Raw genomic sequence first — 23,956 nt, forward strand, 5'->3', positions numbered from 1 at the left:
GCGGTGTTCGGCTGGCTGCGCAGACGCGCCAAGGCACGCCCCATCCCCGATGGCCTGTGGAACTCCGTCATCGCCGCACACCCTTTCCTGGCGCGGCGCACAGTCGATGAGCAGCAACGCATGCGCGCGCTGTCGGAAGAATTCCTCGCCAGCAAGGAATTCACCGGCGTGCACGGCGTGACGGTCACCGACGAAATGGCGGTCGCGATAGCCGCGCAGGCGGTGTTGCCCGTGCTCAACCTGGGCCTTCACTGGTATGACGATTTCGTTGGCATCGTCGTGCATCCGGGCGACGCCGTCGCACGCCGCTCACAGGTCGACGAGGCAGGCGTTGTGCATCAGTACGACGAAGTGCTGTCAGGCGAAGCGATGGACGGTGGACCGGTGATGCTGAGCATGCAGGCCGTCGCGGAGTCCGCAGATACCGCGCCGCAGGGCTACAACGTGATCATCCACGAGTTCGCACACAAGATCGACATGCGTGACGGCGACAACGACGGCTGTCCGCCGCTCACCGCGCGTTTCATGGGCGCTGCGAGCGTCCAGCAGGCGCGTGTGAACTGGCTGGCGACGCTCACCACGGAATACGACCGCTTCCGCGAAGAAGTCATCATTGCAGAGCGATTCGGCGGCAGCTGGCCTTGGCTGGATTCCTACGGAGCCACCGCCATCGACGAGTTCTTCGCCGTGTGCTGCGAGGCGTACTTCGTGAACCGGGCGCAGTTCGATGCGTCGTTCCCGAAGCTCGTGCCGATGTTCGACGAATTCTTCGGAAACGCCAACAGCCAGCTCAGCGACGCAGCAGCGCCTTGAGCGCGTTCTGCAAACGTCGCGCGCTGGCGTCGTCGTGCGCAGAAGCCAGCACGGCCGCCACGTCCTGGCCCCAGGTCTGCGCCGGCGGCGGATCGTTGCGGCGTGTGAGCAACTGCAGTTGCATCGCACGGCGCGCCTCGAGGTGCTCCGCCGGCGTCGGCACTTCAGCAGCCATTTCGAGGCGCAGCAGCGCTTGCGCAGCGTCGCCCTTCGGCGCGCTGCCGAGACTCTGCGTCCAGCCGGTGCGCAGCGCCGGGGACACCGCACGACCCAGCTCCGCCTGGCTCGGGATCGCATCGGGCTTGCGCTGCGACCATGCGTCGAGCAGTTGCGTCAATGCTTCGCCATGAGCCTGCGCCGCAAGCTTCTTGAGTGCAAACTGTGCGCGGTCCATCGCGTCGCGCTGGGCGCGGAATGCCGCGTCGCCCAGGCGCGGGCCGCGCGGTGCGTCGTCTCGCGGGCCAAAGCCACGGCGGTCGTCACCGCGGCCTGCGCCGAAACCACCCGGGCCACGCGCCCCGTCACGACGGTCATCGGAGCGACGCTCCCCGCCGCCACGACGGTCGTCACGGCGATCCCCGGGGCGTCCGCCACGTGCAGGCGTGGGTGCCTCAGCCTTGCGTGCGCCGGGACGATCGTCACCACGCACGGCGACCACCGGCTTCGGCGGCGCCTTGGGTGCTGCAGCGGGAACTGGCGTTGCTTCGCCCTCGGCAGATTCTGTGGTGCCGCCAGCATCAGGTGCTTTGGCGCTTTCGTCTGCCGCACTTGCCTGAACAGCGTCGACAGCCGATGCAGCGGTGGTGACATCGGCGTCCGTCGCCGCAGGCGCGGGGGGTGCACCAGGCGCAACAGCCTGCTGCGCCGCCTGGTTGCGGATCGCCGCTTCCAGCGCGGTCACGGCGGCACGGATCTGCTGCGCGTCACCGCCCGCGCTGGCACTCTCGACAGCCTTCGCCGCCTCCAGCACCACGCGATCGTGCTCGCTCATCGCCGTCGCCGCCTTCTCGCGCTCGGCGGTCTTGCGGTTGAAAGCGTCGTCGATGGGCTTGCGGAATGCGTCCCACAGCTTCTGCTCCTGCCGACGGTCCAGCGGCACCACTTGCGCCTCGGCCTGCCAGCGCTGCTGCAGCGACTTCACCGCGTCGATGCGCAACATCGGCGCGGCACCCAGCGTCGTGGCCTCTTCGATCATCGCGTGGCGACGCTGCAGGCTCGCCTTCTGCGCAGCTTCGAGCGGACCATGCGCTGCAGAAATGGCTTCTTTCCATTGCGGCTGCAGTTCTGCGAAAGCCTTTTCACCCAGATGCCCGGCTTCACGCCAACGCTCGGCAAAATGATGCAAGGCGCGGTTCACGGCCTTCCAGTCGGTGTTTGCGGACTGCGCGGTTGTCCAGGCCTTGACCTCTTCGATCAGCGACAGGCGCTGCGCCTTGTGCTCGGCCGATTCGGCGCGCACCTTGTCGAGCCAGGCTTCCACGACCTTGTGGGCTTCGTTGCACGCTTCGTCAAAGCGCTTCCACAACGCGTGATTCGGCGCGCCGCCCTGGTCGATCTGCTTCCATTGTTCGCGCAAGCCACGCAGCGTCTCCTGCATCTTGCGTCCGCCCACGCGCGGCTCGACGAGCAATGCTTCAGCCTTGTTGACGAGCTCCTCGCGCAACTGGTCTGCACGCCAGCGTTGCCAGCCCTCGAGTTCACCGGCTGCTGCCAGCGCGGCATGGGCCTGCGCTTCGAGCTTGTCGTCGATGAGCTTGCCGTGTTCCTTGAGCGCATTGCGCAGTGCAGACGCCGCGCCAACGCTGGCCTTGCCGTGGCCTTCGGCGATTTCCTGCTCGAGCCTGGTGAGGACTTCGCGCACAGCAGTCACCGAACGCGCGCGCTCTTGCGGGTCGACCTTCGGCCGCGCGGGCTTGGCAGTCTTGGGAGCCGCTTCGGGGGCGACGCCGCGCGCTGCGCGCAATTCGTCGGCCCACACCGGCACCGGCGGCAAGGGAGCCGCCGCATCGGACGCAGCGGCAACGGCCAACGCGAGCGCTGCGGAGAAGGCCTCCCACACGACGAGGAGCTGACCACGCGAGGCATCGAGCAGGGGCGGGAACTTCGGATCGAGGCTGGCCCAGCCCGCATCCACCTGCAGTGCATCAGCCTGCGATTGCCAGGCGGCAACGTCCGTACCCAGGGTCTCGGCTGCGGCCCGCGCGTCCTGCCAGCCCTTGGTGGACAGCACCTCGATGCGTTGCGCGAGCAGCACGGCGGCTTCACGCTGTACCTGCACGCGATGCTGCAAGTCTTCAATGGCCTTGACGCGATCCGCCAATTGCGTCTTCAGTGCTGCCAGCGGCTCACGGCTGAGCGGCGCGCCGGCCTTGGCCGCGTCGCGTTGCCAGGCGAGCGCATCGGCAATGTTCAGGCGCGTCTGGGCAAGAAGCGCCTGCGCCTTGTCGGCCCATTCGGCAGCAATGGTTTCCTGACCCTTGGCACGGCGCAGTTCGTCGAGCTTCTCGCGCACCGGGCGCGCAGCACCCTTGTCGCGCGCACTCAGCTCCTTGAAGACTTCCTGCATCAGTTCGGGCGTGGGCTGGGTGGCAAGCCATTCACGCACACGCGAGGCGCGCTCACCCGCCGTGGGCGCAGAAAACGCGCCACCCGTGGTGGCGTCGAGAGGATGGGCTTCCTGGGGTTTGGGGGACTGCTGGCTCACGGGAACTGCTTCGGGCGATGGTTTACGGGACTGAAAAGGAAACATGCGATCTGCTTTTTTATTCCAACGACGTGCTGCTGACCACCGTTTGCCGGTGGCCGCGCCTTGTCCCCCTATTTTCGCCGCTATTTTCGGCGGCGACCCGGGAATAAACGCTGACCCTGCCGCTAACGTGTCGCCAGGCTGAGCTCCGCGCGGGGCCGCCATGCACCTTCGGCGGCCGTTGTGGCCGCAACGGCAGGCAACGCAGGTGCGCCGAGGAACAGCCGCTCAGCCGGAATCTGCCTGGAAGCCAGGTAGTCCTTCACGGCCACGCCGCGCTGGACAGCGAGCTCCCGCATCAGGTCCGGCGTGACGGGAATGCTTGCCAGAAGCAGGCTTTCCATTTCGTCCTGCGGCAGCTCTTTCATCATGCCGACGAGATTTCGCGGCTTCGGCATGTCGGCGCGGCGATAGACCGCGCGCAGCAACGCCGGGTATTCCGCATCGCTGACGGTGACTGTGCCCGACGCGCTCTGCCCCCCGAGCACCATGACGCGCCGCTTTTCAGCCTGCACCAGCTGGCGCAACCTGTCGCGCTTGAAAGCGTCACGCTCGGCGTCGAGGTTGGCGGCGCCGACCACCGTCATGCGGAGTGCGGGACGGTCGGCCAGTGCCTTGGCGATCTTGTCCAGACTCTGCTGCGACTGTGGCGTCACTTCTGACGTGCCCGCGGGGAACGTGATCGCGCTCAACTCGTCGCCTCCTCCGCCGAATGCGCCGGCCAGCAAGCTGAAGGGCGAGGTGATGGCCTTCACGATCAGGTTGACGATGACCTTGAAGATCACGGGCCCCAGGCTGAACTGCGGGTCGTTGAGCGAACCGCTGATGGGCAGGTCGATGTCGATCACGCCATTGCGATCCGCCAGCAGCGCCACCGCCAGCTTCACCGGCAGGCTGTTGGGCGCGCCGGGCACCGGCTCGCTGAAAGTCAGCTGATTGAGCACGAGTTTGTTGCTCGCCGTGAGTTGGCCATCGGGCTGCACCTTGTAGGCGACGTCCACGCTCAGCTTGCCGCGCTCGATGCCATGCCCGGCGTACTTGATGCTGTAAGGCGACAACGGCGAGAGCTCGAGGTCGCGCACCTTGCCGCGAACATCGAGCGCGAGCGGCTTCGCGAGCGGGTTGAGCTTGCCGGTGATCTCCAGTGAAGCCGTGCCTTCCGCACGGCCCCGGAGTTCGAGATCCGCCAGCTCCGGCTCGCCTTGCGGCGCCAGCGATGAGAACGCGCCCAGGCGACCCGTGAGCTCACTGAGGTTGGCGCTGTAGTTGGGCCGGACGAAATAGTCGGAGAACAGCACGCGGCCATTCACCAGCGAGATCGGGCCGAAGCGGATGTCGGCCGGCGGGCCTTCTGCAACCGGCGCGGTTGCTGTGGCGCTTGCCGAGGCAGTCGCTGGCTGGCCCGCAGATGGCGGGTCGTGCCTCACCAGATCCTGCAGGTTGATGCGCCCGTCCGGATTGATCGTCACGCGCGCATAGAAATCGGCCAGCGTTGTTTCGCGCACATTGACGCGCGTCATGGTGCCCGGTGCCATGGCCACCTCCAGTCCGCGCAGGCTCAACGCTTTCCAGCTGAGCAGCTCTTCGCTGATGCTGAAACCGGCCGGCGCTCCAGCCACCTGCGCCAGCGGCACCGTGTTCGCACGGAAATCTTCCAGCGACGTATCGCCCGACACCTGGACGGCCGGACCTGCCGGCATCTGCGCGAACCGGACTTGTCCGCGGAAGCTCGCATCCGCACGCAGCAGCTCGATGTTCAGGAACTGCTGGAGATAGGCCGCGAAAGCATGAGCCGGCACGGCAACGGCCTCGAGTCGACCTTGCGCGACCAGCGGTCGAGGGGCCACGGTGCCACGGAAATCCACACGACCCGGCTCGCTGCGGGGCGTCGCGATGCGCGCCGACATGTTCACCTGCGCGGCACGCGCGGTGTCAGGCGCGACGTTGCGGGCCAGCAGCTTGAGCGCGGAGACCTCCAGCGCAACCGGCCTGCGGGAAGAGCGCGCGGCAAAACGGTCGGCAAACGACACGGCGCCACCCTCAAGGCTGAATTCGGCCAGCGTCACGGCCCAAGGCTTGGAGCTTTCCGCGGAAGATGCGCCGGCTGGTGTCGTGCTCCGCAGCCATCGTTCATACATCCAGACACCGTCGGCATCACGCTCGACACGCAGCCTGGGCTGGGTGATTCCAAGGCGGCCGACGGCAAGAGTCTGCTTTGCCAAGTCGGCCTGCACGTCGGCAACCTCCAGCTTGCCGAGCCCGGCGAGTTGCGTCTTGCCATTCGCCAGCGCCACATTGGCAATCGACGCGGCAGGCACGGCGATCTGCAGGCCGTCGGGTTTCCACGCCACCCGGGTTTGCGCACTGAGCGTGCCGGACAAGGTGGGCTCGATGAACGGGCGCAGATATGGCGCGACGACCTGAAGCGACAAGCCGTCGAGTTGCGCGTCCAGCTGCGCGGCGTCAGCCGTCGCCTCTCCCTTGAATGAAATCTGGCTCTGGGCGAGTTTGCCGGCGCCGCTGAACGGGATCGGCTGGCTGGCCGGCCACGCGACAGCATTGGCTTCCATGCCGAAATCCGTCAGCGCCAGATCTGCTGCAGGTCGCAGGGTCGCGTCGTGCCATTTGACGGTGGCTCCCTGGACCGAGAGCCTGGCGAGTTCGACACGCCAGGCCGGACCGGGAGTTGCCGTGTCCGGAACGGCCACCGCAGTAGGCGCACTTTTCGCCTCAGCCGGCTTTGGCGGCGTGGCGATCTCCACCAGATTGACCTGCCCACCCGCTCCACGGGTTACCGCCAGCTCCGGCGTGTCGAGCACGAGCTCGGACAGCTTGACCGAGCGTTCCAGCGGGCGCACGTCGGCCAGCCCGATCCGCAGGCTGCGGAAATCGAGCAAGGGCGCGTCCTGCCTGTCCGTCAACTTGAGACCGGAGATCTGGACGGTGCCGCTCAGGCGCACGGCCATCTGGGGCACTTGTTCGAAGTAGACCTTCATGTCGGCATCCACCGAAGCGGTTTTGAGCCGGACAGGAAGAGAAGCCGGAAGATAGGCCAGATAGGGCGACAGATCGAAGCCATTCAACCGGAATGCCGCATCCGTTTTGCGCGTTTCGTCGAACGGCGTGCCCTCGGCCGTGGAGTCGAAGCGGCTTCCGTTGAGGGAAAAAGCAAGGCGGGGGAGCACTTTCACCTCGCGCTGCGATGGCAGATTGCTCAGGAACGGCACGCCCAGCGCGAAATCCCGCAGCGCGTGCGTCTTGCCGACGCTGTCGTCCTGGAAATCCAGGGAGCCCCCCTGGATGGCCAGGTTGTAGAGCGCAAAGCGAAGCGGGTCGGCAGGCTTTTCCGGCTCGACGCCGCCCGACAGCTTCTGCAGCACATCGTCGATGTCGTAGCGCCCCGCGCCCAGATGGCGAAGGCGCACGAGCGGCTCATCGACCTGAACCGCGTCGACGACCGGCGCCAGCCGAAGCAGGGACTGCAGCTCACCATCTATATAGATACGTTGCACCGTCAACTGGGGCGGCGCACCCTCCGCACCGGCGATGCTCAGTTGCCGCAGTGTCAACTCGAGCGACCATGGACGGAAATCAACCTCGCCTACCGTGACATCGCGCCCCAGCGCCAGACTGGCCTGCTTCTGCAATTGGGACTTGACCAGCGGGGGCACGGCGACCCACGCCACGGCCCAGATCGCAAGCAGGCCCAACACGGCCCACAGCACCTTTCGCACCCATTTCCTGCCGAGAATCTGCGCCATGTTGCTCATGCGTGGAAGTGTCCATCGCCGGGCAACACGAGGTCAACCGAAGTCAGCCATTGAGAGGCGGGACCGGGTACCCCGGATCGACCAGAAAGAAGAAAGCCCGGCCACCTGGCCTTCAGCCGGATGGTCGGGCTCGACGGCTGACGCGAAGGCCCATGCCGTCTCGGTTTTGCAAGACTGGAAGCGTGTTGTTCCAGCCTGCCGGGCGCAATGGATTGCGCCCAAGGGTTGCCGTCGGTTTTCCGTCACCTCTGGTGCCGGCTACCTCTGGCGGTATGCCTGAACATTCAGGCCCGGGAAACTTAGCAAATGGGCCTCAGGATTTCAAAAAATGCTTTTCTATGGCTTCCAAAGCAGCGATTGCCTGATGAAAACCCGCATTTGTAAGATATTTTTACTTATGAAAGATTGATTTGATATTCTTGACTAGATATTAAGAATGTTTTTACAATCCGCCCCGTCCCAGCTTTCAGGGACACACGAACCCGCTGCCGACCCCGGCTACATCGGTTCCACAGACGCCCAGAGCATTCCCAAGCGGGCAGGAACCAGATGGCGTACCAATCCAACGACGTACCCTGCGACTGCCTCCTGCAGTCTCCCAAGGTCCGCGCCACGATGAGGAAGTGCTATGACAGCGTTAGAGAAAACAGTCCAGGCCGTACAGACGTTCGCGTCCGATGTGGCCGAGGGCTTTTTCGAGATCACGCACAACGGCTTCGCCCTGCTGGGCCTGGCCGTCGTATTCGGCGTGATCACACTGACGGCCCGCCCTGACCTGCGTCAGACGGGCGAAGAGAAATTGATGGGCTGGCTCCAGGCCCGCCAGATCGCGGCCCTGGGCATCACGCCCGAGCCGAGCGCCATGGAGCGCGCGACTGCCGCCAACCCGCATGCCCTCCCCAAGGACCAGGCGGCCGTGGCTTTCTGGCTGAGCCGCAAGTACAAGGTGGCGCCCGAGCCGTTGAGCGTGCTGGTGGCGGAGGCTTACGAGGTCGGCCGCAAGGCCAAACTCGACCCGACGCTGATCCTGGCCATCATGGCCGTGGAATCGAGCTTCAACCCTTTCGCGCAGAGCCCTGTCGGCGCACAGGGGCTGATGCAGGTGATGACCAAGGTCCACACCGACAAATACGACAGCTTCGGCGGCACCCTGGCCGCATTCGACCCCGTGGCCAATCTGCGGGTGGGCGTGAAGGTGCTGCAGGAATGCATCGCCCGCGCCGGCTCGCTCGAGGGAGGCCTGCGCTTTTACGTGGGTGCGGCCAATCTCGAAGACGACGGTGGCTATGCCGCCAAGGTGATGGCCGAACACGCCCGCCTGATGGTCGTGGCCTCGGGCCGCGCCATGCCGGTGGTTCCGCCGATGCCTGCCGCGCCGCCGGTTCAGGTGATCCCGGTCGAAGCCGGTCCGATCGCACATCCGCCTTCCGCCGACAAGGTGGCTCTGCTGTCCCAGTCCTGATCGGCTGGCGCAAACTGCGCCGGCTCAGTTAAACTCCAGCCCGTGCGCAACTGGCGATAGGTGCCCGCTCCCGCGAGCGAGGCGCTGACGTGGAAAAGCACGGGGCTTGCCCCCGTCAACCACTGGGAAGCGCACCGCCTGCCGCCGGCAGGTGTTCAGCCGTTCGCCTGGGCAGCCCTTGTTTTGCAAGGCCAACGTTTCAGGACTGCCATCCATGTACAACCGCAACATCCTCGTCGAACAGACCGACCCCGAGATCTGGGCTGCCATCCAGGCCGAGAACGCCCGCCAGGAACACCATATCGAGCTGATCGCCAGCGAAAACTACGCCTCGCCCGCCGTCATGGCCGCGCAGGGCACACAGCTCACCAACAAGTACGCCGAGGGCTACCCGGGCAAGCGCTATTACGGCGGCTGCGAATACGTCGACATCGCCGAGCAGCTGGCGATCGACCGCATCAAGCAGATCTTCGGCGCAGACGCCGCCAATGTGCAGGCGCACTGCGGCGCCTCAGCCAATGAAGCCGTGTTCCTCGCCTTCCTCAAGCCAGGCGACACCATCATGGGTATGAGCCTGGCCGAGGGCGGCCACCTCACGCACGGCATGCCGCTGAACATGTCGGGCAAGTGGTTCAACGTCGTGTCCTACGGCCTCAACGAGAAGGAAGAGATCGATTACGACGCCATGGAGCGCAAGGCGCATGAGTCGAAGCCCAAGCTGATCGTGGCCGGCGCATCTGCCTATTCGCTGCGCATCGACTTTGCCCGCTTCGCCAAGGTGGCCAAGGACGTCGGGGCGATCTTCATGGTGGACATGGCCCACTACGCCGGCCTGATCGCCGCAGGTGTTTACCCCAACCCGGTGCCGCACGCCGACGTCGTGACCTCCACCACGCACAAGAGCCTGCGCGGCCCGCGCGGCGGCTTCATCCTGATGAAGGCCGAGCATGAGAAGGCCATCAACAGCGCCATCTTCCCTGGTCTGCAGGGCGGCCCGTTGATGCATGTGATCGCGGCCAAGGCCGTGGCTTTCAAGGAAGCGCTGAGCCCCGAGTTCAAGGCATACCAGCAGCAGGTTGTGAAGAACGCGCAGATCGTCGCCGAGACGCTGACGCAGCGCGGCCTGCGCATCGTCTCCGGCCGCACCGAAAGCCATGTCATGCTGGTCGACCTGCGTGCCAAAGGCATCACCGGCAAGGAAGCCGAGGCCGTGCTGGGCGCCGCCCACATGACCATCAACAAGAACGCGATCCCCAACGACCCGGAAAAGCCGATGGTGACCAGCGGCGTGCGCATCGGCACCCCCGCCCTGACCACACGCGGCTTCAAGGACGAGGAAGCCCGCGCCACGGCCAATCTGGTGGCCGACGTGCTGGACAATCCGCGCGATCCGGCGAACATCGAGGCGGTTCGCGCCAAGGTGAATGCGCTGACCGCGCGCTTCCCTGTGTACAAATAATGAGCCCCTACGCTCAGCAGTTCGTGTCGTCGCTGCCCCCCGAGGGGGCCGAGCCCGCCTTGGGGCGGCCCGGTGGCGGGCTGTAACCATGCGCTGCCCCTTCTGCGGCCACGCCGAGACCCAGGTGGTCGAGACGCGCGTGTCCGAAGAAGGGGATTTCATCCGCCGGCGCCGCCAGTGCGCCGACTGCGAGAAGCGCTTCACCACGTATGAAAGGCCGGACGTCAACTACCCGGCCATCGTCAAGAAAGACGGCCGGCGCATCGACTACGAACGCGCCAAGCTGCTGGCCTCCATGAACCTGGCGCTGCGCAAGCGCCCCGTCAGCACCGACCAGATCGACAGCGCCATCGAGCGCATCGAGGAAAAACTCCTCAGCCTGGGCCTGCGCGAAGTGCCCTCCACCCGCATCGGCGAACTCGTCATGCGCGAACTCAAGAAGCTCGACAAGGTCGCCTACGTGCGGTTTGCCAGCGTTTACCGCAGCTTCGAAGACATCGACGAGTTCCGGGCGCTGGTGGATGAAGTGCGGCGTTGACGCCTTTTTCCGCAAGCTGGGCGACTTACGCAGCTACAGAGTCCACGCCACCTGTCCTCTGCCGGGAGCGCCAACTATTTCACACCGGCTCCCAATAATTGTAACGACGAATTGCCACTTGTCGGGAAAGAGTTCCCGCCCATCGGCACGCGGGAAGATACAGTTGTGACCATCTATATCCTTCCCCAACCGCTAAGAGGCCCGACATGCAACGCAAGAATGGATTTACCCTGATTGAAATGATGATCGTTGTCTCGATCGTCTCGATCCTGGCCGCCATTGCCATTCCCGCTTATTCCGATTACATCCGTCGAAGCAAGATTTCCGAAGCGGTCGCGGAACTGAGCTCGATGAAGCTCAAAATGGAGCAGTATTTTCAGGACAAGCGCACCTACACCGATTCGTGCACCGCCAATACCGTCGCCCCCCTGCCAGCAGCGACCAAGGAATTCACCTTCGCGTGCCCGACCCGGACTGACACCACCTATGTAGTGACGGCGACAGGCAATCCGGGCACCATCATGGCCGGCTTCACCTACACCATCAACCAAGCCGGCGTGAAGCAGACACTGGCGCTGCCCACTGGCTGGCCCGGGGCAGGCAATACGACCACCTGCTGGATCACGAAGAAGGGGGATCTGTGCTGACCGGGCGCCGCGTTCACGGCTTCACGCTGATCGAACTGGTGGTCGCGATGGCGATCCTGGCCGCTCTGGTGGCACTCGGCGCTCCGACACTGCGGGAGTTCAGCGCCAATAGCAAAATCAGGGCGGCTGCCGAGAGCATGGTCGCCACACTGCAACAAGCCCGCAGTGAAGCGCTCACCCGCAATGTACCGGAGGCCGCGCCAATCGAATTCGTGCTGACCAATCAGGATCCGCTGGAAAGCAACGTCGACGCAGTCGTTCCGACCGTCGGCGGCAGGAACTGGGTCGTGCGCGTCAAGGACATGTCGCCCAGCCCACCTGCGACGTACCTGTTCATCAGCGGCCAATCCGGCAGCGACGGGTCCGCCTCGCAGCCTGTCACGCTGACCGCGACATCGACCAGCGGCAGCGTCAAGGGCCTCTATTTCAACAGCCTTGGACAACTCAGTGTGAATGCTCCTGCGGGAGCGACAGGTGCACTCAATGAGCCTGCTTCGTTCCTGTTCAGCAATCCGCAGGGCGGCAACTGCCAGAGCGCGACGACGGACCCCGGCAGCATGCGCTGCCTGCAAGTACGCGTGTCCGTCAGCGGCCAGGTTCGCCTGTGCGACCCGATGGTGACAGCAGTGGGCGACTCCCGCACCTGCTAAGGAAGACCCGCATGACCACCCATCGATCCGCAGGTTCTCAACAAGGCAGCTTTGTCATTGAAGCGCTGGTGTCCCTTCTGATTTTTTCCCTTGGCATCCTTGCGATGATGACCGCCAGCCGCGTTGCGATCTCGGCGCAGACAGATGCCAACATCCGCACTGATGCCGCACAGTTGGCAAATGAGGCTGCGCAGATCATCTGGCTGAACGTGGACCGCACCAAAGAAAGCGACAAGCCGGAATTTGGCGCCTCGCTGAATACGTTTGCATATCAACCGGACGGGGCAGACTGCGTCTTCTCTGGCAGTACCACTGCGGCAACCTCCATCCCGGCCATCGGTGCCTGGCTCGCAAAAGTGAAATCGACGGCAGGCCTGCCGGGTTCGCTTGAAACCGGCCAGCAAATCAAAGTGGAACTCGATCCGGTTGACATTGACGATGGGAAGCCGGCAGGCCGAAACAAGGTGACGATCACGTTGTGCTGGCAAGGTCCCAACGATCTGGCCAAGCGGCAGCACATCCTCGTCACGCAGGTGAACTGAACGATGAACAACCTTCGCAATACCCGCCGCCCCCCGGCCAGTGCAGGCTTCTCGCTGATGGAGGTCATCGTCGGGATTGCCATCGGCATGGTGGCCATCATCGTCATCATGCAGACCTTGTCGGTCTGGGACGCGCAAAAACGCACCACGACGTCCGGTGCCGACGCGCAGTTGAACGGCAGCATCGGCATGTACGCGATGGACCGGGACCTCAAGCTGGGAGGAATGGGTTTTGGCACCGCGAACGCAGCAGTTCTGGGCTGCAGCGTCAAGGCCAGAAGCGCAGCGCGCGGCGGTGATTTCCTTTTCGATCTTATGCCCGTGCTCATCACGCCCGACACGGTCACCGGCCGCGACGAGATCGCGGTGACGTACGGAAACTCCAAGCTGCTGACTGCCGACATCGCGTTCACGGCGGCGACGACCACTTCCAAGGTCGCCACACGGCAAGCCGGCTTCCTGGTCGGCGACAAGGTGATCGCCACCCGTGAATCGGGCACCATGACCTGCGACATGGTCGAGATATCCGATGCCAGCAATGTCGATGGCAAGACCCTCGTCCATGCTGGCGGTGACTGGAACCGCACGTCCGGCTCCGACCCCACGCTCGCCACGGGCTTGCTGTTCAATATGGGCGACGCCCCCAGGCGACACGTCTGGCGAATCCAGTCGGACAATCTGGTGTGGTACGACGACTTCCTCACCGACCCTGCCACTCTTCCGGGCGCCGCTACACCGGTCGCTGAAGGCATCGTAGGCCTCAAGGCCGTTTATGGAATTGCCTCCGCCGGAACGACCATCGACAACTGGACCACAACTGCCCCCACCGACTGGACGACAGTACGGGCCATCCGCGTCGGCATGCTCGCGCGCAGCCGGCAGTACGAAGCCGTGCTCAAGGGCGACAAGACCTGCTGCGTGGACGTCACGCCCGATGTACCGACCTGGTTTGGCTCCACGCTGACCACGCCGGTGCCCTTTGTCATGACCAATCTGGATGGCTCGGACGGTACCAGTGAACCCGCCAACCCTGCCAACAACTGGAAGCGTTACCGCTATCGGGTGTACGAAACACTCGTCCCGCTGCGCAACGTGATTTGGGGAGTTTCGTCGTCGTGAGCATGAAACTGCGCCACCGCACAATGCCAGCCCGCGTCGGGTTCGCACGGGAGCAAAAAGGCATGGTCCTTGTGCTTTCCGTCATAGTCCTGATCGCGATGACTCTGGCTGCCTACGCCATGATGCGCGCTGTAGGCAGCAGCCTCAGCGTTGCAGGCAACCTTTCGTTCCGCCAGAACGCAACACTTGCCGGGGACACAGGCATCGAGGAGGCCATCAAATGGGTGGTCAACAACGACAACGTTCCCAAGCGCCTCGTGCGTGACGCCACCGTCCCTTACTACTATCCCACGTGGTTCGCGCCCGACGGCACGAGCACGTTTGATCCCTTCACATTCACCTGGGACAACGACACGAGTTCCGCAGAAATCAAGCAGCAGGGCGGCAACACCATCCGCTATGTGATCCACCGCATGTGCAAGGCTGCGGGCGACCTGTCCAGCAGCCCGACCCAGCAGTGCGTGCTGGTGCCCAAGAAGTATGTGGTGGAAGCACAAGGCTGCAAGCCGGACGAAGACCCGGCGTGCGGCACAGGCAATCTCGTCTATTTCCGCGTTACCGCGCGCGTGCAAGGCCCGCGCAACACCGTCAGCTACGTCCAGGTGCTCATGTTCTGAGCGCGCAGGGGGAAAAATGAAAACGAAACACGCTTCCACAACCCAGGGCCGCTCGCGCGCCCTGCGCAATGCCGCCCGGCTGGGGCTTGCGTCAGGTGCCTTGCTTCTCGCCTCTGTGGCAGGCTATGGCGCATCGACGGCCGATTCGACGGTGATCGGCACGGCGAACATCGCCAACGTGCCTGTCAGCAATGCGCGCACGTCGGTCATCAAGCCAAACATCATGCTGCTGGTGGACTCGTCGAAATCGATGTCCTGGACGCACATGCCGGACTCGATGGAAGTCGTGGGCCAGTTCGAGATGCCCATTGGCTATCGCTCCGCCGTCTGCAACGGGTTGTATTTCGATCCGGCCAAGAACTATCAGGTTCCCAAGTACGCCAATGGCAGCTCGCGCCCCACGCCCACGTGGCCCAATGCTGTCTACAACTACTACCTGCCTTCGGAGGCACCGGTCCCCAGCGCATCAATGCCCACGCCGGCCACGACGGTCGACCTGAACGTCAACTTCCAGGCCTACGACAACAAGACCCGCTATTTCAATTCATCTGCGGCGATCCCATCGGCCGGCTATAGCGATACGCGTCAGCAGGCCTACTACTACGTCTTTACTGGCACCACGGCGGTCCCCACGCCGACGGCTGACGGCTGCCGCCAACTCGAGTCCGTATCGGGCGTTTCGCCCAATACGGAGGTAAGCATTCCCGCCACGGGCGGCGGCACGTGGGAGCGCAAACTGGTCGCAAACCAGGGCGCAACCATCCAGCAAAAATTCGTCATCTGGTATCAGTACTACCGCACGCGTATGCTGCTCATCAAGAGCGGCGTGGGTTTGGCTTTCAACGGTTTGACCGATAGCTTCCGGGTCGGCCTTGTCACCATGGCGCCCACCGACACAGTCGGCGGGCCCGTGGTCAACTCCAAGTATCTCGCCATCAACGATTTCGCGGGCGACGGCAACAGTGGCCAGAAGTACGACTGGTACCAGAAGCTTGAAGGCCTGGTACCCGACGCCACGTCTTCACCCGCCCGCGAGGGCCTGGCCCGCGTAGGCCTGCACTATGCGGACCGGACCAAGCTGCTGGGCAACACGGCCAGCGGCCGCTCCACTGCGTCCATCGTGGCCGGCATGTCGGACCCTTACCAAGGTTCGTGCCAGCCCAACTTCACCATCATGACGACGGATGGCTACTGGAACAGTTCTGCCAATTCCGAAGCCTGGGGCCCTATCGGCATGAACGGGGCCAACGTCGGCCAGCAGGACGGTGACCTGTCCAACCCGAACTCGCCCCGTCCGATGTGGGACGGCCGTTCGTCTGGCCGCAAGACAACCATCGATGCCCAGAACGCCTACAGCTACACCGCATGCCCGGGGGTATGGGTCACCAGGAGCACGGCCCAGATCTTCCAGAGTACGTCGCGCACCACGCAATCGTTCCAGCAGATGCTGGCCTCGACGCACCAGGTCCTGCAGAGGACCGACCAGACCAGTGAATCGACCAGCCGCACGACGCGCAGCGAGGCGCAGGTGCAGGCCGCCACGTCGCAACTGAACATAGCCACCTTCCAGCGGCTGCGCAGCACGTCCCAGACGATGCGTAGTTCGCAGCAGTGGTTGCAGACGACGTCGCAAGTGCGCCAGAGCACCGCGCAGATTTTCGACACCACCACGCGCATCACGGCAAGCACCTCGCAACAGACGGAAAGCACATCGCAAACCAGCCGGAGCACGCTGCAGAATCGCCAGAGCACCTCGCAGATCCTGCGCACGCGCACCTGGATCACCGCCGGCACCGCCACGCTGCAAAGGTCCACCTCTCAGCGCACGCAAAGCACGTCGCAACGCAACCAGAGCACGTCGCAACTGCAGCGCAACACCTCCCAACTCACGCGGAGTACGACGCAAGCCAACGTCTCCACCGCGCAGATCCGTACGAGCACGTCCCAACTGCAGCGCAGCACGTCACAACTTCAGATGAGCACGGTGCAGAACCGGGCGACGACCGCGCAGATCCGTGCGAGCACGTCCCAGCTCACGCGAAGCACGTCGCAATTGACCAGGAGCACGTCGCAACTCACGCGAAGCACTGCCCAGATCAATGTGAGCACGCTGCAACGCACGCTCAGCACCTCGCAGCTGCAGAAAACCACATCGCAGCTGCTGCGCTCGACATCCCAGCTCAATAGCTACACGGAACAACTGCAGCGCAGCACCTCGCGCTGGACGCGCTCGACGCGCCAGGACTTCCGGCAGACGGCGGAGTCGTACACCGCAGTCCCGATTGATTCCTGCGTTACAGGCCCAGGCGTCGCGTGCCCCAAAGCCATCACCGGCCCGACTGCTGTAGTCAGCTGCTCGCCGCAGACGCCCAATTCCGGCAACGAGTATCTGCAGATCACCTGCACGGAAACGACCACCGGCCCGACCGGCGTCGCATCCTGCACGCCCGCTGGTGCCAGCAGCAGCAATGACTACACCAGCACCACTTGCTATACGCCGCCGCCGGTCTACACGCCTGTAGCGAGCTGTACCCCTGTGGCTGCGGGCTCCGGCAACAACTGGACGGCCACCAAGTGCACAACCCTCACCAGCGGCCCGACTGCTGTTGCCTCGTGTACTGCCAGCGGCGCCAACGCCGGCAACAGCTACACAGCCACCACATGCGCCAGCAGCACACCCGTGGTAACCGGCGTGGAGACGTGCACGCCCTCCGGTCCGACCAGCGCCAACGATTACACGACGACCACCTGTGCCACGGTAACCACGGGCCCCACCGCGGTCGGCTCCTGCACCCCGGCGACCGCGGGCACCGGCAACCAGTGGAAGACCACGACCTGCGCCGACGTGACCACGGGCCCGACCCCTGCGGCGTCCTGCTCGCCGGCGACTGCTGGCGTCGGCAACAGCTACACAGCCACCACCTGCAACACCGTCACGAGCGGCCCCACCGGCGTGGCTTCCTGCACGGCCTCAGGCGCCAATAGCGGCAACAACTACACCACCACGACCTGCAACACGGTGAATACCGGCCCCACGGGCGTGGCTTCCTGCGTAGCCGCAGCCGCTAATGCAGGCAACAGCTATGTCGCCACCAGCTGCAACACCGTGACATCCGGCCCGACCGGCGTCGGCTCATGCACACCTGCCGCTGCCGACGGCACCAACAGCTATGTCGCCACCTCGTGCAGCACGGTGACGACCGGCCCGACCCTGGTGGCTTCCTGCACCAACGCGAGCGCCAACGCCGGCAACAGCTACACCGCCACCACCTGTGCCACGACGACCAACGGCCCGACCCCCGTCGCGACGTGTACCCCCACGGGTGCCAACGCGGGCAACAATTTCACGAGCACCACTTGTGATGTTGTAGCCCCCCCGGCCACAGGTGTGCAAAACTGCACGGCATCTTCCGCCAACGCAGGCAACAATTACACGACTACCTCCTGCAACACCGTCACGACCGGTCCGACCGGCGTGCAAACCTGCTCGGCGTCGGCTGGCAACAGCGGCAACTCCTGGCTCACGACCACCTGCAACACGGCCACCACGGGCCCGACACCCAGCGCTGCCTGCACCCCGATCACAGCTGGCTCAGGCAATTCCTGGACGACGACGACCTGCAACACGGTCACCACCGGCCCGACGCCTGCCGCGTCCTGCACGCCTGTCGGTGCCAACGCGGGCAACAGCTACACCGCCACGACCTGTAGCAACGTGACCAGCGGCCCCACCGGTGTCGCTTCCTGCACGGCTTCCGGACCCAACGCCGGCAATACGTACACCACCACCACCTGCAACACCGTGAACACCGGCCCGACTGGCGTGCAAACCTGTTCGGCATCAGGTGCAAACGCTGGCAACAATTACGTGGAAACCACCTGCTTTACAGCGACCACCGGCCCGACGCCCGTGGCCAACTGCTCAGCACAGACTGCCGGATCAAGCAACAACTGGCTGACACGCACCTGCTCCACCGTGACCTCGGGACCGACTCCAGTGGCCTCCTGCACTGCCTCGGGTGCAAATGCCGGCAACAGCTACACCGTGACCACCTGCAACACCGTCACCACCGGCCCGACGACCGGCGCCTGCACGGCCTCCAGCGGCACGGCCGGCAATAACTGGGTCACAACCACCTGTACGGTGCTGTATGGCACGCCGTCCAACGTGGGTGCCTGCGTTCCGGAAGATCCGGGCCCGACCAATGGCTACGTCGGCCGCGTCTGTAACTTCAACGGTGGCGACGGCCCGACGGCGGTGGCGTCCTGCACGCCGCAGACCGCCGCCTCGGGCAACGGATGGGTCAACGTGTTCTGCAACACCCAGACCACCGGCCCGACGCCGATTGCCACCTGCACACCCTCGTCCCCGAATGCCGGCAACAGCTTTGTGACGACCACCTGCGATCAACAGACCACGGGACCGACATTTGTTGAGGCCTCCACTTGCACGCCGGTCACTGCGAATGCGGGCAACAGCTGGACCACCACAAGTTGCAACACGGCCACCACCGGTCCGACCGGCGTCGCTGCCTGCACGCCGATTACGGCCACGTCCCTCAACGGCTGGAAGACGACCTCCTGCAACACGGTGAACACCGGCCCGACCGGCGTGGCCTCATGCACAAACGCTGCGGCTGGTCCTGGCAACAACTGGACCTCGAGAAGCTGCAACACAACCGTCACCGGCCCGACACCTGTTGCGTCGTGCACCAACATCACGACCCCGACATTGACCAACGACTGGACAACCCACAGCTGCAGCACGACCAACACCGGTCCCACGCTGGTGGCATCCTGCACGGCAGAAACAGCCAGCAGTGCCAACAACTACGTGACCACCACCTGTACCCCGAGCACGCCTGTCGTGACAGGCGTGCAGACCTGCACCCCGTCGTCGGCCAACAGTGGCAACAATTACACGACCACGACGTGTAACAACTCGGTCAGCGGCCCGACGGCCGTTCAGGCCAGCACCTGCGTGGCGCAGACAGGTAATGCCGGCAACAACTGGCTGACCATCACCTGCAATACGGGAACGACCGGGCCGACGGCGGTGAACACCTGTACCCCTTCCGCGGCCAGCGGCACCAATAGTTGGGTCACGACCACCTGCGCAGACAACAACACGGGACCGACGCCCACAGCCTCGTGTACGCCTCAAAGCAAGAATGCTGGAAACAACTACGTCCTGACCACTTGCCCTGTCGTCACAACCGGTCCGACCTTCGTGCAGTCCTGCACGGCCTCCCCGGCCAGTGGCGGCAATAGCTGGACGGCCACGACCTGTACACCGGTTACCAGTGGTCCCACCGGCGTCGCGAGTTGCACGCCCATTACGGCCACCGCCGGCAACAACTGGAAAACCACTACTTGCAACACTGCCACCACCGGCCCGACCCTGGTCGCCAGTTGCGAGGCTGCTACCGTGGCGAACAACGACAACAACTGGACACTGCGAACCTGCAACACGGTCACCACCGGTCCGTCGCCCGTCGCCTCGTGCACGGACGCAGCAGCCGGTGCCGGCAACAACTACATCAAGACGACCTGCACGGCCGTCGACACCGGTCCCACTGGCGTCCAGAACTGTACCGACACGCCCGCCAATGCCGGCAACGCTTACACCTCGACCACCTGCCTGAACAGCATCGGTGGCCCGACCGGCGTCGCCACCTGCACGCCGCAGACCGGAAGCGCCGCCAACAACTGGCGGACGATCACCTGCGTCGGCCCGGTCACGACCGGCCCGACGGCGGTGGCCTCCTGCACGTCGGGAATTTCGGATGACTACACCATCACCACCTGCAACACGGCCACCACCGGCCCGGATGTGATCGTGGCTACGGATTGCGCAAATGCCGCGCCGTCCAGCGCCAACGGCTACATCGGTACGACCTGCACGCCAGTGGACGGCAAGCGCCAGAGCTACGTGACGACCAAGCGCACCACCGAAGTGATGTACAGCGGCACGACGACCAGCCAGATACTCCGCGACGTCACCGATGTGAGCGCCGTCCAGTACCTGGACAACGTGTGCCACTCGCCCAACGAAAACCCCTTGCCGCCCCTGCCGGCCAATGGCAAGCCGGCGGCAGGCTACAGCCCGCTCGCGTCCAACGAGACCGGCACGCTCAACGGCGTCCCGTTCACTTGCACCGAATGGCCTTGCATCAAGGACAACCCGGGCAGCGAAGGTGGCAGCAGTAATTCGCTGGCTGACGTCGCGCAATACTTCTATACGACCGACCTGCGCCCCGGCACCGACTACGGTCCGGACGGGGTCTATGGCCCGCCCACGGCGGGCCCCGGTGTGGAAGACGACCGCGCACGCTACCAGCACATGACGACGTTCGTCGTCGGCTTGGGCGTATCAGGCTCGGTCAAGTACCAGGACGACTATCGCAAGGGCATCCCTGGCGCTTTCGACGACATCCGCAAGGGGAACGTCAAGGCCTTGCCGAACTGGAAGGCAACGGAAGTCGGTGAGCAGGCGAACTGGCCCGTGTGGCCGGCAGCCGGTCTTGACTTCGAGAGCGACCCGGGGCTTTACAACGACGAGCGTTCGATTGACGACTTCTGGCACACTGCCGTCAACGGACGCGGCCAGTATTTCAGCGCGAGCGACTCCAACACCGTGGTGTCCGGCATCCGCGCTGCGCTAGGCTCCATTGCCGGTCTGGGCGGCGCCGGTTCGGCTGCCTCGACCACCACGCTGGAAATCACGGACGGCGACAACACGTCTTACGTGGCCAGCTACAAGACGGAAGACTGGTGGGGTGAGATCAACTCGGTGAAGGTGAATTCCGAAACCGGCGAAACGGACGACGTCGCGACCAAGAGCCAGTGGTCGGCACGTGATCTGCTCACCAACAAGGTTCAGGCCAACTGTGACACCCGCAGCATCTACTATTTCAACGCCTCGGCGACCGACAAACTGGCGCCGTTCACCTGGAACACGCGCAACTGCGGCACCAGCGGCACTACCACGGCACTAACGTCCGCCCTTCAGGCTTACTTCGGTGCCAGCCAGATCACCAACCTGAGCCAGAACCTGGACATGACCGACTCGCAGCGCACGGCAGCAGCCGCACCGGGCAACCTGGTCAATTTCATCCGGGGCCAGACGGGTCTGGAGGGTTACATCAATGGTGAAGACTCCAAGCTGTACCGCAAGCGCGCATTCGTGCTAGGTGACATCGTGGGCTCACAGCCGCAGTACGTGAAGGCACCATCCCGCAATTACACGGATGACTATTACAGCGACTTCAAGGCCGCCAACGCCACGCGCCAGCCCATGCTTTATGCCGGCGCCAACGATGGCATGCTGCACGCCTTCAACGCCACGACCGGTGAAGAAGTCTGGTCCTTCATCCCGACCGCGCTGATGCCCAGCCTGTACAAGCTGGCAGACAACGAGTACGGCAGCCGCCACGCATTTTTCGTGGACGGCACACCACAGATCTCTGACGCGTTCAACCCGGCCGACACGACCGACCGCGCGGAAGGCACCTGGCGGACCATTCTCGTCGGTGGTCTGGGCGCCGGCGGCAAGGAAAGCGATGTCGCCAACACCAATACGGGCTTCTTCGCGCTGGACGTGACCAACCCGGCAACACCCAAGGCGCTGTGGGAGTTCAACTACAAGGCCAGCGGCTGCTATGTCGCGGGCTCGCAGGAATACACTGACTGTGACCTGGGCCTGACGTTCGGCAAGCCGATCATCACCAAGCGTGCAAGCGACGGCAAATGGGTGGTGCTGGTGAGCTCGGGCTACAACAACACGGGCGGTGTAAACAAGGGCCGTGGCTTCATGTATGTGCTGGACGCGTTCACTGGCCGAATCCTGGAGAAGGTCGCCGCTGTCACCTCGACGCCGGATACGTTCACCGGGAATGAAACCACGCCCAGTGGCCTGCGCAACCTCAACAACTTCGTGATCAATGCGAATGCGGACAATACGACGCTGCGTACGTACGGCACCGACCTGCTGGGCAACGTGTGGCGCTTCGATATGGCTTCGTCGCCCACCACGGTGACTTTGCTGGGCGTGGCCCGCGACAAGGACGGCAACGCACAACCGATCACCACCCGTCCGGAACTGGCTGAAGTGGATGGATCGACCATCGTCCTGGTTGGTACCGGCCGCCTGTTGGGCATCACCGACCTGCTGGTGGACTCCAATTCGCAGATCCAGTCGGTCTACTCGTTCAAGGATGCCGATTATTCCGCGGGTGGCCTGCGCCAGCAGTTGCGTCCGATGAAGCTCACGCAAAGCGGCACGGGTACCAGCCTCACCCGTACCATCTCGTGCGACGGGGATGCAACGGCCTGTACGGGTACCGCTGGCTTCGTGGTCGATTTGCCGATCGCCGGCGAACGCATCAACGTCGACATGCGCCTGACTTCGGGCACGCTGGTCTTCGCCAGCAACGTCCCTGACAGCTCGACCTGCAGCGCCGGTGGCTTCTCGCTGCTCAACTATCTCGACCTGATCAAGGGCACGGCTGTGGGCGGAGATCCAGCGGGGGTGACCTCGGTCCACCTGTCGTCGTCGCTGAACGTGGGTCTCGGGTTGTTCCGCCTGAAGGACGGCACGATCATCGCCAACGCACGCGGCTCGGACGGCGTCATCACCCCGCTCCCGGTGCCCGTGTCGACACCGCCCAGCCCTGGCAAGCGGGTGAGCTGGCGCGAAATCACCGCGCCCAAGCAGTAAAGCGGGAGCAGCCGCCGCACCGTGACCGTGCTCGCGGCCCTTCCCTTCGGCCGGAGGCTCGCCCAGTGGCGAGCCTCCGGCTTTTTGCGTGATCCAGCCCGCAGGCGGCTTGCCTTCGGTCTTGTGCTTTCGGTGATGCTTCATGCACTGGTGTTGCTCAGGCTGGTGCAGATGCAGGGCAGCGTCACCTCGGACAACGACTCGGTGCCGATCGTGGTCGAGCTGCTACGCGCCGAGAACGAAATGCAGGTGGTGATGATCCGGGAAGCACCCGCACCCCAGCCAGGGCCAGATGCGCCGCAGGTGGTGGCGGAGGCAGCACCACCTCCGCCCGAGCCGGTGACGGCACCCCCGACTCCGGCTGCGGCCCCTCTTCCGGCGCCGGCGCCCTCACCCACGCCGGTCGCCGTACCCACGCCACCGCCCCTGCCATCGCCCCCCGCGCCGGCAATGCCCCCGGCTCCGGCCGAACCGCCAGCACCTGCTCCTCCCGCTCCACCCAGCGTGGCAACAGGCGGCAGCCCGCCTCCTGCGCCACCGACCTCCTACAACGTGAGCGGGTCACTCAACCCGCCACCCCGACTGCTCAGCGATGTGGATACAGAAAGCACCACGGTCCTTGGCGAGGGCCGTGTTGTCGTGCGCGTGCTCATCAACGCCCGAGGCGAGGTAGACGAGGTTGTCGTACTGACGTCCACCCCCAAGGGAAAGTATGATGCGGCTGCCATCGCCGCCTTCTCCAAGGCCCGCTATTCGCCTGGTTACCTCGACGGTCGTGCCGTCAAGAGCCAGATCACCTATGAAATCAATTACCAGCCGATCAACCGGGGCTCGGCCGTGTCAGGTCAGTCGAACTGACGCGCAGGTCGCGCCG

Annotated in this window: 13 protein-coding genes and 1 riboswitch; of the genes, 11 read left to right on the forward strand and 2 right to left on the reverse strand. The window is 64.5% G+C overall.

What is annotated here, in order from left to right:
* The first annotated feature begins 3 nt into the window (after nt 1-3).
* On the forward strand, nt 4-813 hold the full coding sequence (locus tag ACO2Q9_RS01065) for a zinc-dependent peptidase (RefSeq protein WP_423307425.1): 810 nt from the start codon (nt 4-6) through the stop codon (nt 811-813).
* Here ACO2Q9_RS01065 and ACO2Q9_RS01070 read toward each other — a convergent pair.
* On the reverse strand, nt 791-3,562 hold the full coding sequence (locus tag ACO2Q9_RS01070) for a DUF349 domain-containing protein (RefSeq protein ID WP_423307427.1): 2,772 nt from the start codon (nt 3,560-3,562) through the stop codon (nt 791-793). The genes ACO2Q9_RS01065 and ACO2Q9_RS01070 overlap by 23 nt on opposite strands.
* 122 nt (nt 3,563-3,684) lie before the next feature.
* Entirely contained in the window at nt 3,685-7,329 is a 3,645-nt protein-coding gene (locus ACO2Q9_RS01075) for a DUF748 domain-containing protein (RefSeq protein WP_423307429.1), read from the reverse strand.
* Between the two features lie 628 nt (nt 7,330-7,957).
* Here ACO2Q9_RS01075 and ACO2Q9_RS01080 point away from each other — a divergent pair.
* From ACO2Q9_RS01080 to ACO2Q9_RS01125, 10 genes are all read left to right on the forward strand, one after another.
* Nucleotides 7,958-8,791, forward strand: coding sequence for a transglycosylase SLT domain-containing protein (locus ACO2Q9_RS01080; protein WP_423307431.1), 834 nt, complete (start codon nt 7,958-7,960; stop codon nt 8,789-8,791).
* Nucleotides 8,792-8,827: 36 nt separating this feature from the next.
* Nucleotides 8,828-8,971: riboswitch (ZMP/ZTP riboswitch) on the forward strand.
* A 34-nt stretch (nt 8,972-9,005) separates the two neighbouring features.
* Nucleotides 9,006-10,250 carry a serine hydroxymethyltransferase gene (gene glyA / locus ACO2Q9_RS01085; protein WP_423307433.1) on the forward strand — a complete coding sequence of 415 codons (1,245 nt, stop codon included), beginning with the start codon at nt 9,006-9,008 and terminating at the stop codon, nt 10,248-10,250.
* A gap of 88 nt (nt 10,251-10,338) precedes the next feature.
* Nucleotides 10,339-10,788: a transcriptional regulator NrdR gene (gene nrdR / locus ACO2Q9_RS01090; protein WP_423307435.1), complete on the forward strand. Its 450-nt coding sequence runs from the start codon at nt 10,339-10,341 to the stop codon at nt 10,786-10,788.
* Between the two features lie 206 nt (nt 10,789-10,994).
* Nucleotides 10,995-11,435, forward strand: a complete 441-nt coding sequence (locus ACO2Q9_RS01095; protein WP_423307437.1) for a type IV pilin protein — start codon at nt 10,995-10,997, stop codon at nt 11,433-11,435.
* Entirely contained in the window at nt 11,429-12,085 is a 657-nt protein-coding gene (locus ACO2Q9_RS01100; RefSeq protein ID WP_423307439.1) for a prepilin-type N-terminal cleavage/methylation domain-containing protein, read from the forward strand. Before ACO2Q9_RS01095 ends, ACO2Q9_RS01100 begins: the two co-directional genes overlap by 7 nt.
* Nucleotides 12,086-12,096: 11 nt before the next feature.
* Nucleotides 12,097-12,627 (forward strand): type IV pilus modification PilV family protein, encoded by a 531-nt coding sequence (locus ACO2Q9_RS01105; protein ID WP_423307441.1) that lies wholly within the window; start codon nt 12,097-12,099, stop codon nt 12,625-12,627.
* Between the two features lie 3 nt (nt 12,628-12,630).
* Nucleotides 12,631-13,746, forward strand: coding sequence for a PilW family protein (locus tag ACO2Q9_RS01110; protein ID WP_423307443.1), 1,116 nt, complete (start codon nt 12,631-12,633; stop codon nt 13,744-13,746).
* 98 nt (nt 13,747-13,844) lie between these two features.
* The gene (locus tag ACO2Q9_RS01115) at nt 13,845-14,363 is read left to right on the forward strand and encodes a pilus assembly PilX family protein (protein ID WP_423307445.1); all 519 of its coding nucleotides are present in this window, start codon (nt 13,845-13,847) and stop codon (nt 14,361-14,363) included.
* Nucleotides 14,364-14,379: 16 nt separating this feature from the next.
* On the forward strand, nt 14,380-23,082 hold the full coding sequence (locus ACO2Q9_RS01120; protein ID WP_423307447.1) for a PilC/PilY family type IV pilus protein: 8,703 nt from the start codon (nt 14,380-14,382) through the stop codon (nt 23,080-23,082).
* Nucleotides 23,083-23,217: 135 nt separating this feature from the next.
* Nucleotides 23,218-23,940 (forward strand): TonB family protein, encoded by a 723-nt coding sequence (locus ACO2Q9_RS01125; protein ID WP_423307449.1) that lies wholly within the window; start codon nt 23,218-23,220, stop codon nt 23,938-23,940.
* Nucleotides 23,941-23,956: the final 16 nt, after the last annotated feature.

Source organism: Variovorax sp. VNK109, assembly GCF_049445855.1.
Taxonomy (GTDB): Bacteria; Pseudomonadota; Gammaproteobacteria; order Burkholderiales; family Burkholderiaceae_C; genus JAGOCV01.